This is a genomic window from Micromonospora sp. WMMD714, assembly GCF_029581315.1.
In the GTDB taxonomy this organism is placed as follows: Bacteria; Actinomycetota; Actinomycetes; order Mycobacteriales; family Micromonosporaceae; genus Micromonospora; species Micromonospora rifamycinica.
Genome location: NZ_CP120744.1, coordinates 6,362,775 through 6,381,664 on the forward strand (window position 1 = coordinate 6,362,775; position 18,890 = coordinate 6,381,664).

Below are 18,890 nucleotides of genomic sequence, written 5' to 3' on the forward strand. Positions count from 1 at the left end.
CGGCCCGCGCTGCGGCCCGACAACCAGGTCACTAGGCTCGACGACATGGAACAACGCAGCTTCGACCGGCTCGGCCGGCAGGTGGGTGTGGTCGGTCTCGGGGCCTGGCAGCTCGGCGCGGACTGGGGTCAGGTCAGCGAGAACGACGCCCTGGCCGCCCTCGACGCCGCCGTGGCGTCCGGCGTCACCTTCCTCGACACCGCCGACGTCTACGGCGACGGCCGCAGCGAGCAGCTGATCGGGCGGTTCCTGCGGGACAACCCCGGACACGGGCTCACCGTCGCCACCAAGATGGGCCGCCGGGTGCCGCAGACGCCGCAGGCGTACACCCTGGACAACTTCCGGGCCTGGACCGACCGGTCCCGGGCCAACCTCGGCGTGGACACCCTCGACCTGGTGCAGCTGCACTGCCCGCCGACCGAGGTCTTCGCCGACGACCGGGTCTTCGACGGCCTCGACACCCTGGTCGCCGAGAAGCGGATCGCCGGCTACGGGGTCAGCGTGGAGACCTGCGACCAGGCGCTCACCGCGATCGCCCGGCCCGGCGTGGCCAGCGTGCAGATCATCCTGAACGCCGTCCGGCTCAAGCCGCTCGACGAGGTGCTGCCGGCCGCCGCCGCGGCCGGGGTCGGGATCATCGCCCGGGTGCCGCTGGCCAGCGGGCTGCTCTCCGGCCGGTACGACGAGCACACCACCTTCGCCGCCGACGACCACCGCACCTACAACCGGCACGGGGAGAGCTTCGACGTCGGCGAGACCTTCTCCGGCGTCGACTTCGACCTCGGGCTGACCGTGGTGCGCCGGCTCGCCCCGCTGGTCGGCGACGGACGCACGATGGCCCAGTTCGCCCTGCGGTGGATCATCGACCAGCCCGGGGTCACCGTGGTCATCCCCGGTGCCCGCAGCCCGGAGCAGGCCCGGGGCAACGCCGCCGCGGCCGGCTCCCCGGCGCTGACGACGACCGAGCTGGACACCGTCCGGTCGGTCTACGACGAGCTGGTCCGGCCCCGGGTGCACGACCGGTGGTGAGCCACGCCGGTCGGGTCGTCGCTCCGGCGCGGTCCGACCGGCATCCTGGTGACCGGGCCGGAACGACCGGCCCACGGAGGGAGGACCGGTGAGAGGTTGGCTCACCCTCACCCTGGGCCTGCTGGCCGTGGTGGTCGGCGCCGTCTGGACGGTGCAGGGCCTCGGCTACGTCGGCGGCAGCGTGATGACCGACGAACGGCTCTGGGCCGTCGTCGGACCACTGGTGGTGCTGGCCGGGCTGGTACTGCTCTGGCGCGGTCTACGCTCCCGTCGCCTGCCCTGACCGGGGCCGGCGCCCGATGCGGAAAGCCCCGCGTCCGGTGAGGGACACGGGGCTTCTCGTCGATCCGGCTGGCCGGATCACCCGGGCCGGCAGCGCCGACCGGCTCACTCAGAGGGGGCGGACCTGCTCGGCCTGCGGACCCTTCTGACCCTGGGCGATCTCGAACTCCACCCGCTGGTTCTCCTCCAGCGAGCGGTAGCCGCTGGACTGGATGGCCGAGAAGTGGACGAACACGTCAGCACCCCCGCCGTCGACGGTGATGAAGCCGAAGCCCTTGTCAGCGTTGAACCACTTCACGGTTCCCTGCGCCATGTGTATCTCCTTCTAAAACTGGCGGCCGAGCACGCTGTGCGGCCGATTGGCCGTTTCGAGCAGCGACGGTCGAGGGCGGCCCCCACAGCGGGAGACCGCTCGCCACCAACGCCATCTCGCAACAGCGGGATCAGCAAACCACGTACCCAAAAACTATGCACAGCCTAATCGACGAAATTCTCCGACATGTGACCTGACGGATGCCCGACGATCACTGGCCGGATCGCCGCGACTGTGCGAAAGGCCCCCCGGCCGTCGATGCGTCCGGGGGGCCGTGGCCGTCGTCGTCGACCCCTCGACGCCCGGTCGTGGCTGGTCGCCGGGGGTGCCGGGCCGGCAACCGTCAGTCGGGCCAGCGCCCGGTCAGCCGCCGGACACCGACCGCCCCGCCCCGGTCCACCGCGGCGCGGACGACCGAGAAAATCGCCCCCTGCAACGCCGCCGCCGCGAGAATCTCGCCCCAGCGGCGGTCCTCGTCGGTGGGGTCGGGCGCCTCACCGTCACCGGCGGTCGCCTTCCAGACCTGCCGGAAGATCGCCCCCGCGAGCGTGCCCGCGGCCAGCCCCAGCAGCACCCCGACCGGCTTGTACGCGGTCCTGCCGATCCCCTTGCTCACCTGCGCCTCCCCCGAATGATCAACAGCACCACCACCACCGCCACCGCGCCGGCCGCCACCGTCGCCCACGGCACCGGGTTACCCCGGACCGCGACCCCGGTGTCGTACGCCTGCGCCCGAGCGACGTCGGCGCCCTGCGCCGCCTGGCTGCGTACCCGGGCCACGGTCAGGGCCGCCTGCTCGCGCACCCGCTCCTTCGCCTGCTCCGCGGAGTCCTTCAGCCGGGCCTTGACGTCGGCCTTGGCGGCCAGCAGTTCCATGGTCTCGCCCAGCTCGGAGCGGGTCCGCCGGATCTCCTCGCGCAGCGCCTCGGTGTCGCCGCTGCCGTTACCGTTGCTGCCAGTCGTGCCCGTCATGCCCGTCCCCTGTCCTTCACCGCCGTGGCGACGGTGTCCACGTCCGCGCGGACGCTGCGGACCGTCGCCTCCGGCACCGGGGGAACCGCATGGCTGACCTGCTTCTTCCCGATCAGGGCGAGCACCCCGGCGACGAGGAAGAGCACCACCGCCACGATCAGCGCCGCCGCCCAGGCGGGCAGCACCAGGGCCAGCAGCAGGATCGCGGCGGTGACCAGAGCGCCGAGCCCGTACAGGGCCAGCGCCCCGCCCCCGCCGAACAGACCGATCCCGATCCCGGCATGCTTGCCCTTCTGGGTCAACTCCACCCGGGCCAGGGCCAGCTCGTCCCGGATCAGTCGGGAGACCTGTTCGGTGGCCCGCTGCACCAACTCGGCGGTGGACGGCTCGCTCCCGGTCCGGGACGTGCGGTGGTTCGCGACGTCAGCCATGCTGTCCTCCTTTCGTCATCACCGCGCTGTATGCCCGGAGCCGCCGTCCGTCAATCCTGCGCACGGTGACCAACCACATCTGACCCCAGGTCGGACCGGAACGTCCGGCGAAACGCGGAAGCGGGCACGACGGAGCCCCTCGCGGTGCGGACCGCGAGGGGCTCCGGAGGCGGCTCGGCCCGCGGCCGACGGCCGTGCGGGACGACGGGACACGGGACGACGCCAGCGTGCGGGACGGACCCCGCCGGCCGGCTCAGCGCCGGACGTCGGCCCCGTTCTCGGCGCCGACCAGCGTGTCACCCCGGGCCTCGCTGCTGTCCGGGCCGACGAACGCCTCGCTGCGGGCGTCGCCGTCGTGACTGCCACCGAAGACCCTGGCGTCGTCGGGCACCTCGCCGTCGGAGCGGCGACGGGCCGGCCGGCGCGGCTGCGCCCACTGCCAGGGCAGGCTGCCGGAGGAGTCGCCCAACTCGGTGCGGGTCCGGGGCAGCGCGGTGGGCCGCTGGTCGCGGACCCAGCCGACCAGGTGCTCCCGCACCAGGCAGCGCAGGTCCCACAGGCTGCCGGCGTCGGCGGCGCTGACCAGGGCGCGCACCGTGATCGCGCCACCGGTGGCGTTGGTGACCTGGAGCACGCAGACCCGGCCGTCCCACAGCTCGGTGCTCTCGACCAGCCGGCGCAGCTCCTCCCGCATCGACTGCACCGGGACCGACCAGTCGAGTTCGAACTCGGCCGTGCCGAGCACCGCCGCCTCGGTCCGGGTCCAGTTCTGGAACGGGGTGCTGGTGAAGTACGAGGTGGGCAGGATCAGCCGCCGGTCGTCCCAGATCTGCACCACCACGTAGCTGAGCGTCAACTCCTCGATCCGGCCCCACTCCCCCTCGACCACCACCACGTCGTCGAGGCGGACCGCGTCGCTGAAGGCGAGCTGGAGGCCGGCGATGACGTTGCCGAGCAGGCTCTGGGCGGCCAGCGCGGCGACCACACCGACCACACCGGCGCTGGTGAGCACGCCCGCGCCGATGCCGCGTACCGCCGGGAAGGTCATCAGCATCACGCCGACGGCGAGCACCACGATCACCACGACGGTCAGCCGGCGCAGCAGCACCACCTGGGTGCGTACCCGCCGGGCGTGCCGGTTGTCCGGCACGTCCACCCGCAGGAACCGGGACAGCGCCGTGTCCTCCGCCACCACCAGCAGCGCGGCCACCAGCCAGGCCACCGCGGCCACCACGCCGAGCACCAGGATGTGCAGCACCGCCTGCCGCCACCCGGTGCCGACGGCGTAGCCGGTGGTCCACCGCACCGCGAACTGCACGGCCACCACCGTGCCGGCGACCTGCAACGGCCGGTGGACGTGTTCGGTCAGCTCGGTCAGCAGGTGGGACCGGCGGCCGAGCCGCCGGATCAGGCGGTGCGCCACCTCGACGAGCAGCAACGCGATCGCCGCCGCGGTGGCCGCGGCGGCGATCGTCTCGAGGTAGTCCTGCACGTGGTTGTCTCCTTCCGGCCGGGCTGATCGCATTCGGGCAAAGGCCCAATGGTGCCCGGCGGTTCCGGTATCGACCAGGCTCAGATCTTGCGGAACCGGGACTGGAAGAAGCAGTAGACCCCGAACGCGGCGATGCCGAGCGCCATCAGCGCCAGGATGAACGGCCCGTACGGCTGGTCGCGCAGGGTACGCAGCGCGGCGTCCAGACCCCGCGCCTTCTCCGGGTCGTAGTTGATCGCGGCGACCACGATCAGCAGGCCGGCGACGGCGAACACCGCGCCCCGGGCGATGTAACCGGCCATGCCGAGCCGGCGGACCGTCTGCCGGGTCTTGCCGTTCATCTCGTTGGTCTTCAGGTTCCGCTCGAACTTCTTCTTGTAGCCGTAGATCATCATGCCGATGCCGACGGCGGCGAGCACCAGGCCGGCGAGCCCGACCAGCCAGCGACCGCCGCTGGAGGCCATCAGCTTCTCGCTGAACTGCTCCTGCTGGTCGGCGCTGTTGGAGCTGGCGTCCTGGACCACCTGGATCGAGGTCCAGGCGAGCCAGAGGAAGACGACGGTACGGACCACCGAGGCGATCCGCTCGAAGAGGCGTTCCTTGCCGCGCTTGGCATGGTGGCCGACCGCGGCTTCCAGCGCCTGCCAGATGGCCATCGCGATCAGGCCGACCGCGATCGCGATCAGCAGGAACTTGCCCATCGGCTGGGCGCCCAGGGCGCGCAGGGCGCCGTTCTGGTTGCCCTCCTCGCCGGAGTTGGAGAAGGCGATCTGGAGGATGATCCAGGCGAAGAGCAGGTGCACGATCCCGTAGCCGATGAAACCGGCCCGGGCGAGGAGTTCCAGCCAGCGGCTGTCCGCGGTGCGGGCGGCGGTGGCTTCGGCGTTCCGGGTGAGTGGCATGGCGCCACAATCTCCGCTCGCGGAGATCCTCAAACGTGCTCCGCCACCGCTGTGGGCGGTCAGCCGCCCGCGTTGCGCGCCACCCGGATCTGCACCTGCTGGTCGGTCACGCTGTCCAGGGTCACCGCGAAGCCGCCCACCTCGGCCGCCTGCTGGCCGATGGTGAGCGAGAGATGCTCCCCGGCGACCTCGACGGTCACCTGGTCACCCTGCGCACCGATCAGCTTCGCCTCCACCCCGAGGATCGAGGCGCTGGCGTCGACACCCCGGTCGAAGGTGACCGTGCAGGCGTCCAGCCCGCAGTCGGTGTCGGCGCCGTCCGAGCTGCATCCGGCCAGCACGGCCACGCCGAGCGCCAGGCCGGCGAGCAGGCCGGCGGTCCGACGGAGGGGGGTGGGGGCGGTGGCGCTTCGCTTCGTCACCCCACCAAGGGTACGAGACGCGGCCCACTGCGCCATCCGGGTGGATCTCCGGAGGCCGCTCGGGGCGGGCTAGGGTCCGTGCCATGCCGTTCGACATCACCCGGATCCGGGCCGCGTACCCCGCGCTCGCCGAGGGTTTCGCCCACTTCGACGGTGCCGGTGGCACCCAGACCCCGCAGGCGGTGATCGACGCGGTGGCCGACGCGATGCGGGCCGCGGTCGGCAACCGCACTACCGCCTCCGTGCCCGGCCGGCGCTCGCTGGAGCTGGTGGCGGCGGCCCGGGACGCGGTGGCCGACCTGCTGGGCGCGGAGCCGGCCGGGGTGGTGCTCGGGTCGAGCGCCACCGCGCTGACGTACACCCTGGCCCGCACGCTCGGCGGCACCTGGGGTCCGGGCGACGAGGTGGTGGTCTCCCGGCTCGACCACGACGCCAACGTGCGGCCCTGGGTGCAGGCAGCCGAGGCGGCGGGGGCCACCGTGCGCTGGGCCGGGTTCGACCCGGCCACCGGGGAACTGCCCGCCGACCAGTACGCCGCCCTGGTCGGTGACCGGACCCGGCTGGTGGCGGTGACGGCCGGCAGCAACGCGACCGGCACCATGCCGGACGTGGCGGCCATCGCCGCGACCGCGCACGCGGTCGGCGCGCTGGTCTGCGTGGACGGGGTGCACTCGGTGCCGCACGGCCCGACCGACCTGGCCGCCTCGGGCGCGGACTTCCTGGTCACCAGCGCCTACAAGTGGTCCGGCCCGCACCTGGCGGCGATGGTGGCCGACCCGGAGCGATGGGCGACGCTGCACCCGGCCAAGGTGGTCCCCTCCTCGGACGCGGTGCCCGACCGGTTCGAGGCCGGCACCCCGAGCTTCCCCCTGCTGGCCGGGGTGGCCGCCGCCGTCGACCACCTCGCCGGGTTGGACCCGACGGCCACCGGTGACCGGCGGACCCGGGTCCGCGCCGGGCTGACCGCCGCCCGGGCGCACGAGGAGGCGGTCTTCGCCCGGCTGTGCGAGGGCCTGGCCGACCTGCCCACGGTGACCGTCCTGCCGGCCGGCGCACGGCGCTGCCCGACGGTGTCGTTCCGGCTGGCCGGGTGGACGCCGGCCGGGCTGGCGGGTGCGCTGGGCGCGGCCGGTCTCTGCCTGTCCAGCGGTGACTACTACGCCTACGAGTACTTCCAGGCGCTCGGCCTGCGGGACAGCGGTGGGGCGGTACGGGCGAGCGTCTACCACTACAACACCGTCGACGAGGTGGACCGGCTGCTGGCCGAGCTGGACCGGCTGGCCGCCCGGCGGGAACAGCCGGTCGGCTGAGCCCTCCGGTCGGGGCGTCCGGCGGGTGGTCGGGGCGGGTGGTCAGCGGATTCCGGCGAGGAGTTCGGCGGCGGCGCGGGCGGCGGCCCGGGTCGCGCCGTGGGTGGCCAGGTGCAGCCGGCCGGTGACCAGCTCGGGCACCCCCAACTCGACGACCACGGCGTCCGGCCGGCTGGCCAGCGCCCGGTCGACCGCGGCCCGCATCCAGCCGTGCCGGTGCAGGTCCCGTACCACCAGCACCAGCGGCCGGCCGGCCACCCCGCCGGCCGGGTCGCCAGCCGTGGCGGCCAGGTCGGCGGGCTCGGCGGACAGGTCGGCCTCGGTGAGTCGCACGGTGGTGGTGCCGGGGAGCAGCTCGGCCAGGGGTGCGCCGAGGCCCCACGGGGTCTCCGCGCCGATGGCAATGTTGTGCGGCGGGGCGAACTCGACCACGTGCGCGGCACCGGGCAACGGCAGCCGGCCGGCCGGGTCGCCGCTGACCCGGACCGCCCGCCGGGCGGCGGTCAGGCCGACCGGCGAGCCGTCGACCGGGCGCGGGGCGTCGGCGGGCCGACCGAGGCGGGCGGCGGTGCTCCACTCGGCGAGCTGACCGACCCGCTTCGCGGCCTCGGCGAGCCGCTCCTCGGGCAGCTCGCCGGAGAGCACCGCGGCCACGATGGCGTCGCGCAGGTAGCGGGCGGCCGCCTCGTCGGCGCGCTCTCCACCGACGCAGATGGCGTCCGCTCCGGCGACGAGCGCCCGGACGGCGCCGCCGGCGAAGCCGTACCGGTCGGCGACGGCCCGCATCTCCACCGCGTCGGTGACCACCACGCCGGAGAAGCCCAGCTCGTCGCGGAGCAGGTCGCCGAGGATGCGGCGGCTGAGGGTGGCCGGCAGGTCGGGGTCGAGGGCCGGGACCAGCAGGTGCCCGGTCATCACCGCCTGCACCCCGGCGGCGACGGCGGCCCGGAACGGGACCAGCTCACCGGTGTCGAGGCGGCCCCGGCTCGCCTCGATGCGGGGCAGGTCGTGGTGCGAGTCGACCCGGGTGTCGCCGTGGCCGGGGAAGTGCTTGGCGCAGGCGGCCACCCCGGCGGACTGGAGGCCGCGCACCCAGGCGGCGGTGTGCCGGGCGACCAGGTGCGGGTCGGCGCCGAAGGAGCGCACCCCGATCACCGGGTTGGCCGGGTTGATGTTGACGTCGGCGTCCGGGGCGTAGTTGAGGGTGACGCCGAGGGCGGCGAGTTCGTCGCCGAGGTCACGGGCGACCTCCTCGGTGAGAGCGGGGTCGTCGACCGCGCCGAGGGCGAGGTTGCCGGGACGGGAGCTGCCCAGGCCGGACTCGATCCGGGTGACGTCGCCGGCCTCCTCGTCGATGGCCACCAGCACGTCGGGACGTTCGGCGCGCAGCGTGGCGGTGAGCGCGGCCACCTGTTCCGGGTCGACGACGTTGCGGGCGAACAGCACCACCGCGCCGAGCCCGTCGGCCAGCCACCGGCGGACCCAGTCGGGCGGGGCGGTGCCGACGAAGCCAGGTTGCAGGACGGTGGCGGCCAGGCCCGCCAGGTTGCGCTCGTTCATCCGGCCCCGGTACCCCCGTCGCGTGCCGACGGCCCGGTGCCGTCGCGGTGCTGCCATGGTCACATCGGGCGAGGTAATAGTCAATAAACCTTACTGTTACTGTCTGGCGTCGTTCGGGGTCACGTGCGACAGTGCGGGGATGGACCTGCCGCCGCTCGCCGACGCCACCTCCCCGGCCGACATTCCCGGCGTACGCCTGCTCGGCCTGGTGGTCGGCGGGTTGCTGCTCCTGGCCGCGATCCGGGCCATGTTCGGCCGCCGCTGACCCATCGTCGATCATGGCCACACCCCGGGTGACCCCCGGCTGACCTGCCACAGTAGGCGGCACACCGATCCCGTGGGAGCGGTTTCGATCTCCATCGACCCGGGTACCTCCGGCCCTCGATGAAGCTGTCCATGCACTCGACGACGTTGCGCCGCGCGGCACGCAGCCTGTTCGGCTGGAAAGCGCTGCGGCCCAACCAGCTCGCCGCCATGCGCGCGGTGATGAAACGACGCGACGCCCTGGTGGTGCTCCCCACCGGAGCCGGCAAGTCGGCGATCTACCAGATCCCGGCGAGCCTGATCCCCGGGCCGACGGTGGTGATCTCGCCCCTGCTGGCCCTCCAGCAGGACCAGATCGCCGCGCTCAACGAACGCCAACGCCCCGAGCTGCGCGCCGTCCGGATCAGTTCGGACGAGAGCGCCGCCCAGCAGGCCCAGGCGATCGACGACATCCGGCAGGGGCGGGCCGAGTTCCTCTTCATCACCCCTGAGGCGCTGAGCAACCCCGACCGGATGGCCGAGGTCAAGTCGTTGGCACCGGCCCTGGTGGCGATCGACGAGGCGCACTGCATCTCGGCCTGGGGGCACGACTTCCGCCCCGACTACCTGGCCCTGGGCCACCTGATCGACGGTCTCGGCCGCCCGCCGGTGGTGGCGCTGACCGCCACCGCCTCCCCGCCGGTACGCGACGACATCATCGCCCGGCTGCGGCTGCGTGACCCCGAGGTGGTGGTCTCCGGGCTGGACCGGCCCAACCTCTTCATCGAGGTCGCCTACTGCCCGACCGACGACTACCGCTGGCGGCGACTGACCGCGCTGCTGCGCGACGACGAGCGGCCCGGCATCATCTACGTGCCGACCCGACGCGCCGCCGAGGAGCTGGCCGACCGGCTGACCACCGCCGGTTTCCCGGCGCAGTACTACCACGGCGGGATGCCCACCGCCGCCCGGCACGAGCTGCACGAGGCGTTCCTCGCCGACCAGGTGCCGATCATGGTGGCGACGTCGGCGTTCGGCATGGGCATCGACAAGCCGAACATCGCCTGGGTGGTGCACATGGCGCTGCCCGACTCGCCGGACAGCTACTTCCAGGAGATCGGCCGGGCCGGGCGCGACGGTGCGCCCGCCCGGGTGCTGCTGCTGTGGCGGGCCGAGGACGTCGGCCTGCAACGCTACTTCTCCGGCGGCCTGCCGGACGAGACCGAGCTGCGGGACCTCGCCGCGCTGCTGCGCCGCCGGCCGGCGACGAAGAAGGCCCTGCGCGAGTCGACCGGGCTCGGGCCGCGCAAGCTCGGCCAGTACCTGGCCCTGCTGGAGCAGATCGGCGCGGCCGAACCCCGGGCCGGGCAGAAGATCGGCGCACCGCGCTACTCCCCCACCCCGGTCGAGGCGGGCGCGGCGGCCCTCGCCGAGGCCGAACGGCAGCAGACGGTCACCCGGTCCCGCACCGACATGATGCGCGCCTTCGCCGAGACCACCGGGTGCCGGGGGCAGGTGCTGCTGGCCTACTTCGGTGAGCAGATGTCGCACGTCTGCGGGCACTGCGACAACTGCCACGCCGGCACCAGCGTCGCCGACAGCGGCGCGGTCGGCCCGTTCCCCGTGCACAGCCAGGTCCGCCACCCGGAGTGGGGTCCGGGCCTGGTACTCAACTACGAGGAGGACCGGATGACGGTGCTCTTCGACGAGGTGGGCTACAAGACGCTCTCCGTACGCGTGGTGTCCGAACAGGGCCTGCTGACGCTGGACTAGCCTGACCCGGGCGACCGCCCACGTGCGGTGCCCGCAGTGGAACAACCGAGAGGGGCTCAGTCGTGATCGAACAGCCGGCGTACACCGGGTTCGGGTTCTCCGACGAGGAGTGGGGGCTGCTCGTCGGCCTGCCGCAGTCGGTCCTGACCGCGGCGAGCGCCGCCGAGTCGGACGGCGCCCGGCGCACCCGCGCCGAGAACGCGGCCGGCCTGGAGACCATCGCCGCCGGCCGGGAGTCGGCCAGCCCGCTGGTCGCCGCCGTCGCCGGGGAGATCGTCTCCCGGGTGGGCGACCCGGAGGCCGGCGAGGAGCTACCGGTGATCTCGCCGGCCGACCCGCAGGCGCTCATCGACGACGTGCTGGTCCGGGCCGGGCAGGCTGCCACCCTGCTGGCCGCCAAGGTGGACGAGGGCGAGGGCGGGGCCTACCGGCACTGGCTGGTGGAGATCGCCGAGCAGGTGGTCGGGGCGGCGTCCAGCGGAGGGCTGCTCGGCATCGGCGGCGACCAGGTCAGCGACTCGGAGCGCAAGTTCCGCGACCGCCTCTCGCACGTCCTCAACGACTGACGTCGATCGAGTACGGCAACGGGCCGGGCCCGCCTGACGGCAGCCCGGCCCGCGCTGTTCTCGGCGTACGACGATCGGAAACTCAGAACCGTCCAGCCAACCTGCCACCACCGACTCGAACGCCAGAATCAGCATTCGGGATTCGGCAGTGGACACCCGGCGCTCATGAGCAATCCAGGACGGGACGATGCGGTGCTCCTGCGGGATGTGTCACAGGCCGCGTCGGGACCGCCGCCAATACTCTTTCGGCGTACCCTCGTCTCCTCACGGCCCGAACCATCTGTGGGGTCAGACCGACGGCGACTGACCGAGGTCACCCCCCGGGCTGGACGCCCCCACCGAGTTCACCGCCTTGCTCTGAGTGAGGGTTCGTCCGAAGCACACCGACCACGAGTTCGCCCCGACCCCTGACGACGAGCACACCCAGTCGCCCAGATTGACTCCAGAAGTCGTGTACAGGTCCATGGCTGCCGCCACCGAGTAGAGACCGGATCGGTTGTTGCGGACGATCACCGCCGCCTGCACGGATCCCCCACCCGAGGACCTGATCGCACAGACCTGGGCGACCACACTGGTGGCGATCGTCTTGGAGCCGGCGCACCGCCAGGTGCTGGGGCTGGAGGTAATCGGGTTGGTGTTGCCGTAAGCCCGCCATGAGCCGTTCTCTGTGGCTGCGGCGGGTCCGGCGGATGTCAGACTCAGCCCGAGAGTAGCCGTCATCACGGCGGTCAACATTGCCGCCACCCGTGCAATTCTCATATCAATCCCTTCAAGGTCTTCCTACTACTGGCGGTCCATGCCATCAGGATGGCCGAATGCCGAGGGGGCATGGCCGACACCGCGAGAATCGTCGAAATTCCGATCTTCGCTACGATAGAGATCATTCCTTTCATTCGTTTTTGACAATCCGTTATAAGCACCTTGTCAGACACCCCACCCCAGCTCAATAGCCCTGCGTGTCCCTATAATGACAGTGAGTCAACATGGCATGACCGCTGACGCCGACAGCCTGGTCGAAGGACAGCCGGTCCTGATTTATCAGGGAGCGGACGTTCCCTGATCAGGAGAGTCAACGACGACTGCCGCACGCCCGACCGCCGGTGCGAACCGACCTGCGGGGGCGGCGGTGCTGGATCGGATCGATGACGGCTGTCTGCGCCGCGCCCGCCGCGCAGCTGCTCGAACCGGCCGCTGGCGCGAGCGCAGTCGACGGCTGTCCCAGCGTGGAGCCGGCCGGTAGCCGCTTTCCGCAGCTCGTCGGTGGTGCCGGTGGGTTCACGCCCCGAGGTCCGGCCGGTCCCTGAGCTGCCGCCGCGAGTTGATGCCGAGCTTGCGGAAGATGTTGCGTAGATGGGTGTCCACGGTGCGGGGGCTGATGAAGAGCTGGGCGGCGACCTCGTTGGATGTCGCGCCGGCGGCGACCAGCCGGGCGATGTGCAGCTCCTGGATGGTGAGCTGGTCGTAGGTGTGTGGCGACCGCCGGCGTGGCCGTTCCCCGGTGGCGCGCAGCTCGACCGCGGCCCGCCGGGCGAACGCGTCGAATCCCGCCCCGGACAGCAGGCCGTGCGCGGTGCGCAGGTGCGGCCGGCAGTCCCGCCGGCGGCCCTCACGCCGAAGCCACTCCCCGTACAGCAGGTGTGCCCTGGCCCGGTAGGTCACCAGCGGACTCCGCTCCAGGTACGCGACGGCGCTGCGGTACGGCTCCTCGGAGCCGGTCACCAGCCCCTCGGAATACGCCGCGATCCCCAGAGCGGTGGCGGTGCCGCTGGCATCGGCGCGTTCGGTCAGCGACTCCAGCGCCGCCGCGGCGGTCGCGGAGTCGCCACAGCGGACCGCGGCTTCGACCAGTTCGGGGAGCGAGAAGCTGGCGAGGAAGAGGGCGCCGTCCGCGACGGCCCGCCGAGCGGCGGTCAGCGCTGCCGGATAGTCGGCGAGACCGTTGTGCAGCACCGCCGACGCCCAGTCGATGTTGCCGGTCAGCAGACCGCTGCCGCTGGTCGTGGCCGCGGCCAACGCGTCCTCGAACAGCGCGAGCGCCTCGGCGCGGCGGCCACGCACGGCAGCCAGGTGGATCCGGTGGTAGAGCTGTGGCGGCCCGCCGGTCGCGTCGGCGATCGCCTCCTCCTCGGCTATCGACGCCGTTGCCAGGCCGATGTCGGCGCAGAGCGTGCCGTACGAGGCCCGCTGGGCGAGACCGAGACGCAGCAGCAGCGGCGAGCCGGACTCCCGGCCGGTCCGCTCCAGCCACCTGACGGTCGCCAGATGCAGGTCCGGATCCCACATCTCCCCCGCGAGCATCAGGGCGAGCGCGGGGTACCCGGTCCAGCCGGGACCGCCGGGGCCGTCGAGGACCTGCCGGATCACCGGGACAGCCTTGCGGTGTCCCGCCGCGTCCAGCAGGCTCAGCGCGTCCAGGATGTCCGGTGGGCGTGGCCCGGTCGCCGGCATCGACCGTACGGCGGTCAGCACCAGCTCCAGCACGCCGCTGGCCCGGCCGACGAGTAGGCTCGTCTCGAGGGCGTCCAGGAGACACCTGCGGGCCCGCTCCGGGTCCGGCCCGGCCAGTCGCCTGCCGGCGCGGATCATGAACTCCGGGCCGCTGTCGTCCCGGTGGCTCTGGAAGGCCACCTGCCCCCGCAACAGATCGAGATCTGCGAGGTGGGAAGCGCCGAGCGCGGCGTGCTCGACGGCGCCGACCAGCGCGGCCGCCCGGTCGGGACGGCCCGCGACCAGGGCGGCCTGCGCCGCCGCGAGGGTCCGCCCGATCCGGTCGGCCGGGTCCTGGGAGAGCTCGGCCGCGCGTTCCAGGAAGGCCGCCGCGGCCACCACACCCCCGCGCGCCCGGGCGCGGGTGGCCGATCGTTCGAGCTCCGCGGCGACACCGTCGTCAGGGCCGACACTGGCCTGGGCGCGGTGCCAGGCCGACCGGTCCGGGTCGGTGACGTCGTCGGTCGCCTCGGCCAGCACCCGGTGCGCGTAGCGCCGTTCGTCCGCCGACGCGGCACCGTAGACCGCCGACCGGGCCAGCGGGTGGCAGAAGCGGATGCCGGCCGCGAAACGGACCAGTCCCGTGGTGGCCACGGCGGCACTGGCCGTCGGCACGTCGATGCCCGACAACCGCGCCGCCGGCCACAACAGGGCGGGATCGCCCGTCGGGTCGGCACTCGCCAGGATCAGCAGGCGACGGGCCTCGCCCGACAGACCCGACAACCGGGCCTGGAAGCTGCGCTCGATCCGCGTCGGCACCGGGGTGGTCTCCGGCGGCCCGAAGCCGCCCGCGGCGGGCAGTTCGAGCAGCGCCAGAGGATTCCCCCGGGCCTCGGCCAGTAGCCGGTTCAGCACCTGGTCGTCGAGCAGCAGGTGCCGTCGGGCCGCCAGCAACGCCAGGGCCTCGGTATCGCTCAGGCCGCCGACGTCGAGGCCCGGCAATGCCCGCAGTTCGCTCGACGCGGTCGACCGCAGGGCGAACAGCATGGCGACGGGCTCGTCGGCCACCCGCCGGCCGACGAAGGCCATCGCCTTCGACGACGCCGCGTCCAGCCAGTGTGCGTCGTCGACCAGACACAGCAGCGGGCGTACCCGGGCCGCGGCGGCCAGCAGACCCAGGGTCGCCACGCCGATGTGGAAGAGGTCTGGTGTACCCGCCTGCAGCCCGAACGCGACCCGGAGCGCGTCGGCGTGCCGGGCCGGCAGGTCGGCGAGGTGGTCCAGCACCGGCACACACAGCTGGTGCAGCGCACTGAAGGGCAGCTCCCGTTCGAACTCCACCCCGGACGCCCGGATGACGCGCGCGTCGCAGGCCGCGTCCCGGGCGTATTCCAGCAGCATGCTCTTACCGATGCCGGCCTCGCCGCGTACCACCAGCGCCCCGCCCCGGCCCGACCGCGCGCCCCGGACCAGCTCGTCGAGGACCGTGCGTTCGGCCTCCCTGCCGACCAGTGAGCCCCCGGCAGCAGTCATTCGCACCCGGACACGCTACCCCTTGTCCGGTATCGCCCCGGAGTCTCCACGACCGCGCGGGCGGCTACGCAATTCCCACCGATGCGGTGCCCGGTCCCGTCGGCGGAAGGTCTTGCTGGCACGCCCGTGTCCTCGCCCGGCCCGGCCGGCGAGCATGCTCATCACACCACCGGAGGAAAGCCTCAATGATCTACCACGGCAACCGGATAAAGATCAGGGACGACGCCGATCCCGGGCTGGTCGCGGAGGCCCTCGACGCCCTCCGCGAGCAGGGCCGGGCCATCCCGGCGGTCAAGGCCTTCATCGTCGGACGCGAGTACGGCGGCGACTTCGACTGGGGAGCGGTCTTCGTCCTGGAGGACCTGGACGGGTACTGGGAGTACCTGAACCACGCGGCACACGCGCGGTCCGAGCGACTCGGCATCCCGTTGATGGCGAGGTTCGAGGCCTACGACATCACCGACGACGACTCTCCGGACTTCGCCGCCGACGTCGCGGCCCTACAGAAGCGGCACTACGACGCCGACCCGGAACTGCTGGCGGCGATGCCGTCCGACACCGGCACGAGCGTGCACCACACGCCGGACAAGCCGTAGCCGTGGCCGAACATCGTGGAGGAGCTTCGTCATGACCCACGCCGCCACCATCCGTACCACCGAGGTGGTCCTACCGGACGCGGTCGAACCGGACGGTCTGGAGGTACGCACCCGCGACCTCCCGGCGCCGGCACCGGGACAGGTCGTCCTGCGGATGGAGGCGACCGGTGTGTCGTTCGCCGAGCAGCAGATGCGGCGCGGCAAGTACTACGACCAGCCGCCGTACCCCTTCGTGCCCGGGTACGACCTGGTCGGCACCGTCGTCGCCGCCGGCCCCGGCGTGGACGCCGGCCTGACCGGACGCCGGTTCGCGGCGGTGACCAAGACCGGCGGGTGGGCCACCCACGTCCTGGTCGAGGCCGCCGACCTGGTGCCGGTGCCCGACGGGGTGTCCGCCGCCGCCGCGGAGACGGTTCTGGTCAACGGCATCACCGCCTGGCAGATGCTGCACCGGCTGGCCAAGGTCCGGTCCGGCGGCATCATCGTCGTGCTGGGCGCCAACGGCGGCGTCGGCTCCACACTCGTCCAGTTGGCCCGACACGCCGGGATCCGGGTGATCGGCACCGCGGCACAGCGGCACCACCCTGCGGTACGCGAACTGGGCGCCACCCCCGTCGACTACCGCGACCCGGACATGTACCACCGGATCAGGACGTTGGCGCCGGACGGCGTGGACGCGGTGTTCGACCACGTCGGCGGTCCCGGCGTGCAGCAGTCGTGGCAGTTGCTGCGCAGGGGCGGAACGCTGGTGTCCTACGGCACGGCGGCGACGAAGGACGAGGAGGGCAGTTCCCGGCTGCCGGTGCTGAAGCTCTTCGCCCAGCTGAAGCTCTGGCACACCCTGCCCAACCACCGGAGCGCCCACTTCTACAACTTCTGGGCGGGCCGCCGCCGCCCGGACACCTTCCGGCGGACCCTGGCCGAGGACCTCACCGTCGTGTTCCGGTTGCTCGCCGACGACGTGCTCAACCCGCAGATCGCCGCGCGGATCCCGCTGACCGAGGCCGCGTCGGCGCTGACGCTCGCCGAGTCCCGTACGGTCGCGGGAAAGGTCATCCTGGTGCCCTGAGCACACGCCTGCCGGGCCACCACGGCTCTCTGTGGTGCCACCTCCTCGTTCGTCAGGCTCGACCAGCGCCAACAGCACCTTCCCGCGCGGTACGCCGGACTTGCTGCCGCCGTCGGGCAGGGCCGGCGTGCCGTCAGCCGCAGTCGGCTGAGAACCATCCCGTCACCTACCGGTCACGACGAGACTCGATCGCCGACGTACGCAGCGCGTCGATCGCGCCCATGTTCGTCTCGGCCCAGTGTTTGAGCTCGCGCAACGGACCGACGAGCGTGTCGCCGAGCGCTGTCAGGGAGTAGTGCACGGCGGGTGGGCTCGTGGGTTCCACCCGGCGATGGGCGAGGCCGTCGTCTTCGAGTTGCCGAAGGGTGTGGGTGAGCATCTTCTGGGAGACGCCCGGCATGCGACGACGCAGCGCGCCGAACCGCAGCTCTCCCTCGTCGGCGAGCAGCAAAACGATCATGACGGTCCACTTCGATCCCACCCGGTCGAGCAGCAGCCGCGTCGGGCAGTCGGCGTCGAAGAGGTCACCGTGCTGTGCGATGGTCACCTCGGGGTGACCAGGGGGGCCTGACGTGCCTTCTTTCCTGCTCACCACAGCTCTCCTATCGTTTCCAGGTACCTGATGGTAACTAGGAGGTCTGATGAGTCGTACCGCCCAGGGCCACCGTTCGACGATCGAGATGGTTCAGCTCGACGATCTCCGAGTGAGCGTGCGCCGAGCCGGCGCCGGAAGCCCCGTCCTGCTGCTCCATGGCTTTCCACACACCAAAGAGATCTGGCGGGAGGTAGAGCCGCTACTGGTTGCCGCAGGCTACGACGTGCTGATGCCCGACCTGCGGGGAACGGGCGACACCGAGCGGACGGCGGGCGGCTACGACGCCGTGAGCCTCGCGACCGACCAGGTTCGCCTCCTCGACGCGCTCTCCCTGCAGACGGCGCACGTCGTCGGCTTCGACGTCGGCGCCGCGCCCGCGTTCGCTCTCTCCGCCGCCCACCCGGACCGGGTGCTCAGCCTCACCGTCGTCGAGGCGGTCATCAGCGGACTCGCCGGCGCGGAGACGTTCCTCGGCTCCGGCGGACCGTGGTGGTTCGGGTTCCACCAGGCGCCTGACGGTCTAGCCGAGAGCCTCCTGAGCGGGGACGAGGACCGCTACGTCCGCTTCTTCCTCGGCATCGGATCCCGCGCCGGGGTGCCGGAAGATCTCGCACGGCACTTCGTCCGCGCCTATACCGGACGAGACCGCCTGCGCGCGGCCTTCGAGCACTACCGCGCGATGCCCGCGAACGTGCAGTGGAACCGTTCCTGGGCCGAGCAGGGCCGGCTGACCATGCCGGTGACAGCCGTCGGCGCCTCGACGGTGGGAGACGCCCCGGCGCGCCAGCTCACGCTGATCGCGGACCACCTCGACCAGCACCTGCTCCCGCACAGCGGACACCTTGTTCCCGTCGACGCCCCCGGCGACCTCGCCTCGATCGTGGCGGCCACGGCGGCTCGGGCGACACCGGCCCGTGCCTGACCGCGGACGAGGAAAGCAACTCCGCTCAGGGGATGACCTGCGGCTCCCGCACCACCGACCCACTGTTCTCGGCGTACCGGACGCTCGCCGATGTCCTCGACGGACTCGGCCGTAGCGAGGAGGCGGCGAACCTACGCGGACAGCTCGACCGGGCACCCGGCGGGCCGTAGACCAGGGACGCGATGACGCCCGCCCTCACCGCCTAAGGCCAAGCACACCCCAGCAGACCCGGGTCCTGTTACGCCCTGAACATGCCGGGCGGCCCGATCGATCGGCGCGAGCTGCAGCACCGAGAGGGCGGGCCACCTCTCAGCGGCCCGCCCTGGGTCGGTCGAGGCGATGACCAGCGGTGTGGGACCGGTCAGCTACGGCGACCAGGTTAAGCGCGATCCCGTTGAGAGGGTTCTTCATCTGGGCATCGTGCTGAGGGCCTGCCAGTCGCGGTCCTGGTCG

21 protein-coding genes are annotated in these 18,890 nt (G+C 72.5%); 10 read left to right on the forward strand and 11 right to left on the reverse strand.

Annotation, left to right across the window (positions count from 1 at the left end; translation table 11 throughout):
- The first annotated feature begins 45 nt into the window (after window positions 1-45).
- Both O7625_RS27090 and O7625_RS27095 read left to right on the forward strand, forming a co-directional pair.
- Complete coding sequence (locus O7625_RS27090; RefSeq protein WP_282342644.1) at window positions 46-1,029, forward strand: aldo/keto reductase; 984 nt, start codon at window positions 46-48, stop codon at window positions 1,027-1,029.
- A gap of 88 nt (window positions 1,030-1,117) precedes the next feature.
- A complete protein-coding gene (locus O7625_RS27095; protein ID WP_067306999.1) occupies window positions 1,118-1,312 on the forward strand; it encodes a hypothetical protein in 195 nt (64 codons plus the stop codon).
- A gap of 108 nt (window positions 1,313-1,420) precedes the next feature.
- On the opposite strand, the gene O7625_RS27100 is transcribed toward O7625_RS27095, so the two are convergent.
- The 7 genes from O7625_RS27100 to O7625_RS27130 form a co-directional block, all read right to left on the reverse strand.
- Window positions 1,421-1,624, reverse strand: coding sequence for a cold-shock protein (locus O7625_RS27100; RefSeq protein ID WP_067306996.1), 204 nt, complete (start codon window positions 1,622-1,624; stop codon window positions 1,421-1,423).
- A 343-nt stretch (window positions 1,625-1,967) separates the two neighbouring features.
- The gene (locus O7625_RS27105) at window positions 1,968-2,240 is read right to left on the reverse strand and encodes a DUF4235 domain-containing protein (protein WP_282342645.1); all 273 of its coding nucleotides are present in this window, start codon (window positions 2,238-2,240) and stop codon (window positions 1,968-1,970) included.
- Window positions 2,237-2,596, reverse strand: a complete 360-nt coding sequence (locus tag O7625_RS27110) for a DUF3618 domain-containing protein (RefSeq protein WP_282342646.1) — start codon at window positions 2,594-2,596, stop codon at window positions 2,237-2,239. The genes O7625_RS27105 and O7625_RS27110 overlap by 4 nt, the downstream gene beginning before the upstream one ends.
- Window positions 2,593-3,027: a phage holin family protein gene (locus O7625_RS27115; protein WP_282342647.1), complete on the reverse strand. Its 435-nt coding sequence runs from the start codon at window positions 3,025-3,027 to the stop codon at window positions 2,593-2,595. Before O7625_RS27115 ends, O7625_RS27110 begins: the two co-directional genes overlap by 4 nt.
- Window positions 3,028-3,280: 253 nt before the next feature.
- On the reverse strand, window positions 3,281-4,519 hold the full coding sequence (locus O7625_RS27120; protein WP_067306981.1) for a mechanosensitive ion channel domain-containing protein: 1,239 nt from the start codon (window positions 4,517-4,519) through the stop codon (window positions 3,281-3,283).
- A gap of 80 nt (window positions 4,520-4,599) precedes the next feature.
- Entirely contained in the window at window positions 4,600-5,421 is an 822-nt protein-coding gene (locus O7625_RS27125) for a DUF1206 domain-containing protein (RefSeq protein ID WP_067306978.1), read from the reverse strand.
- A gap of 59 nt (window positions 5,422-5,480) precedes the next feature.
- Complete coding sequence (locus O7625_RS27130) at window positions 5,481-5,843, reverse strand: hypothetical protein (protein ID WP_282342648.1); 363 nt, start codon at window positions 5,841-5,843, stop codon at window positions 5,481-5,483.
- Between the two features lie 83 nt (window positions 5,844-5,926).
- Here O7625_RS27130 and O7625_RS27135 point away from each other — a divergent pair, with 83 nt between their 5' ends.
- A complete protein-coding gene (locus tag O7625_RS27135; RefSeq protein ID WP_282342649.1) occupies window positions 5,927-7,153 on the forward strand; it encodes a cysteine desulfurase-like protein in 1,227 nt (408 codons plus the stop codon).
- 42 nt (window positions 7,154-7,195) lie between these two features.
- Here the strand turns inward: O7625_RS27135 and O7625_RS27140 are convergent, their stop codons facing one another.
- Entirely contained in the window at window positions 7,196-8,713 is a 1,518-nt protein-coding gene (locus tag O7625_RS27140; RefSeq protein ID WP_282342650.1) for a glycoside hydrolase family 3 protein, read from the reverse strand.
- A gap of 139 nt (window positions 8,714-8,852) precedes the next feature.
- On the opposite strand from O7625_RS27140, the gene O7625_RS27145 reads away from it, so the two are divergent.
- From O7625_RS27145 to O7625_RS27155, 3 genes are all read left to right on the forward strand, one after another.
- Entirely contained in the window at window positions 8,853-8,978 is a 126-nt protein-coding gene (locus O7625_RS27145) for a hypothetical protein (RefSeq protein ID WP_255470159.1), read from the forward strand.
- 119 nt (window positions 8,979-9,097) lie between these two features.
- Complete coding sequence (locus O7625_RS27150; RefSeq protein WP_282342651.1) at window positions 9,098-10,729, forward strand: ATP-dependent DNA helicase RecQ; 1,632 nt, start codon at window positions 9,098-9,100, stop codon at window positions 10,727-10,729.
- Between the two features lie 62 nt (window positions 10,730-10,791).
- Window positions 10,792-11,295: a hypothetical protein gene (locus tag O7625_RS27155; protein WP_282342652.1), complete on the forward strand. Its 504-nt coding sequence runs from the start codon at window positions 10,792-10,794 to the stop codon at window positions 11,293-11,295.
- Window positions 11,296-11,583: 288 nt separating this feature from the next.
- Here the strand turns inward: O7625_RS27155 and O7625_RS27160 are convergent, their stop codons facing one another.
- Window positions 11,584-12,039 carry a hypothetical protein gene (locus O7625_RS27160; RefSeq protein WP_282342653.1) on the reverse strand — a complete coding sequence of 152 codons (456 nt, stop codon included), beginning with the start codon at window positions 12,037-12,039 and terminating at the stop codon, window positions 11,584-11,586.
- Window positions 12,040-12,570: 531 nt separating this feature from the next.
- Entirely contained in the window at window positions 12,571-15,255 is a 2,685-nt protein-coding gene (locus O7625_RS27165; RefSeq protein WP_282347103.1) for a LuxR family transcriptional regulator, read from the reverse strand.
- Between the two features lie 185 nt (window positions 15,256-15,440).
- On the opposite strand from O7625_RS27165, the gene O7625_RS27170 reads away from it, so the two are divergent.
- Both O7625_RS27170 and O7625_RS27175 read left to right on the forward strand, forming a co-directional pair.
- On the forward strand, window positions 15,441-15,851 hold the full coding sequence (locus O7625_RS27170) for a Dabb family protein (RefSeq protein WP_282342654.1): 411 nt from the start codon (window positions 15,441-15,443) through the stop codon (window positions 15,849-15,851).
- Between the two features lie 31 nt (window positions 15,852-15,882).
- Window positions 15,883-16,920 (forward strand): medium chain dehydrogenase/reductase family protein, encoded by a 1,038-nt coding sequence (locus O7625_RS27175; protein ID WP_282342655.1) that lies wholly within the window; start codon window positions 15,883-15,885, stop codon window positions 16,918-16,920.
- A gap of 166 nt (window positions 16,921-17,086) precedes the next feature.
- Here O7625_RS27175 and O7625_RS27180 read toward each other — a convergent pair whose 3' ends face one another.
- Window positions 17,087-17,467: a helix-turn-helix domain-containing protein gene (locus tag O7625_RS27180; RefSeq protein ID WP_282342656.1), complete on the reverse strand. Its 381-nt coding sequence runs from the start codon at window positions 17,465-17,467 to the stop codon at window positions 17,087-17,089.
- Between the two features lie 94 nt (window positions 17,468-17,561).
- Here O7625_RS27180 and O7625_RS27185 point away from each other — a divergent pair, with 94 nt between their 5' ends.
- Both O7625_RS27185 and O7625_RS27190 read left to right on the forward strand, forming a co-directional pair.
- Window positions 17,562-18,437, forward strand: a complete 876-nt coding sequence (locus tag O7625_RS27185) for an alpha/beta fold hydrolase (RefSeq protein WP_282342657.1) — start codon at window positions 17,562-17,564, stop codon at window positions 18,435-18,437.
- 32 nt (window positions 18,438-18,469) lie between these two features.
- Window positions 18,470-18,607, forward strand: coding sequence for a hypothetical protein (locus O7625_RS27190; RefSeq protein WP_157517520.1), 138 nt, complete (start codon window positions 18,470-18,472; stop codon window positions 18,605-18,607).
- Window positions 18,608-18,890 lie beyond the last annotated feature (283 nt).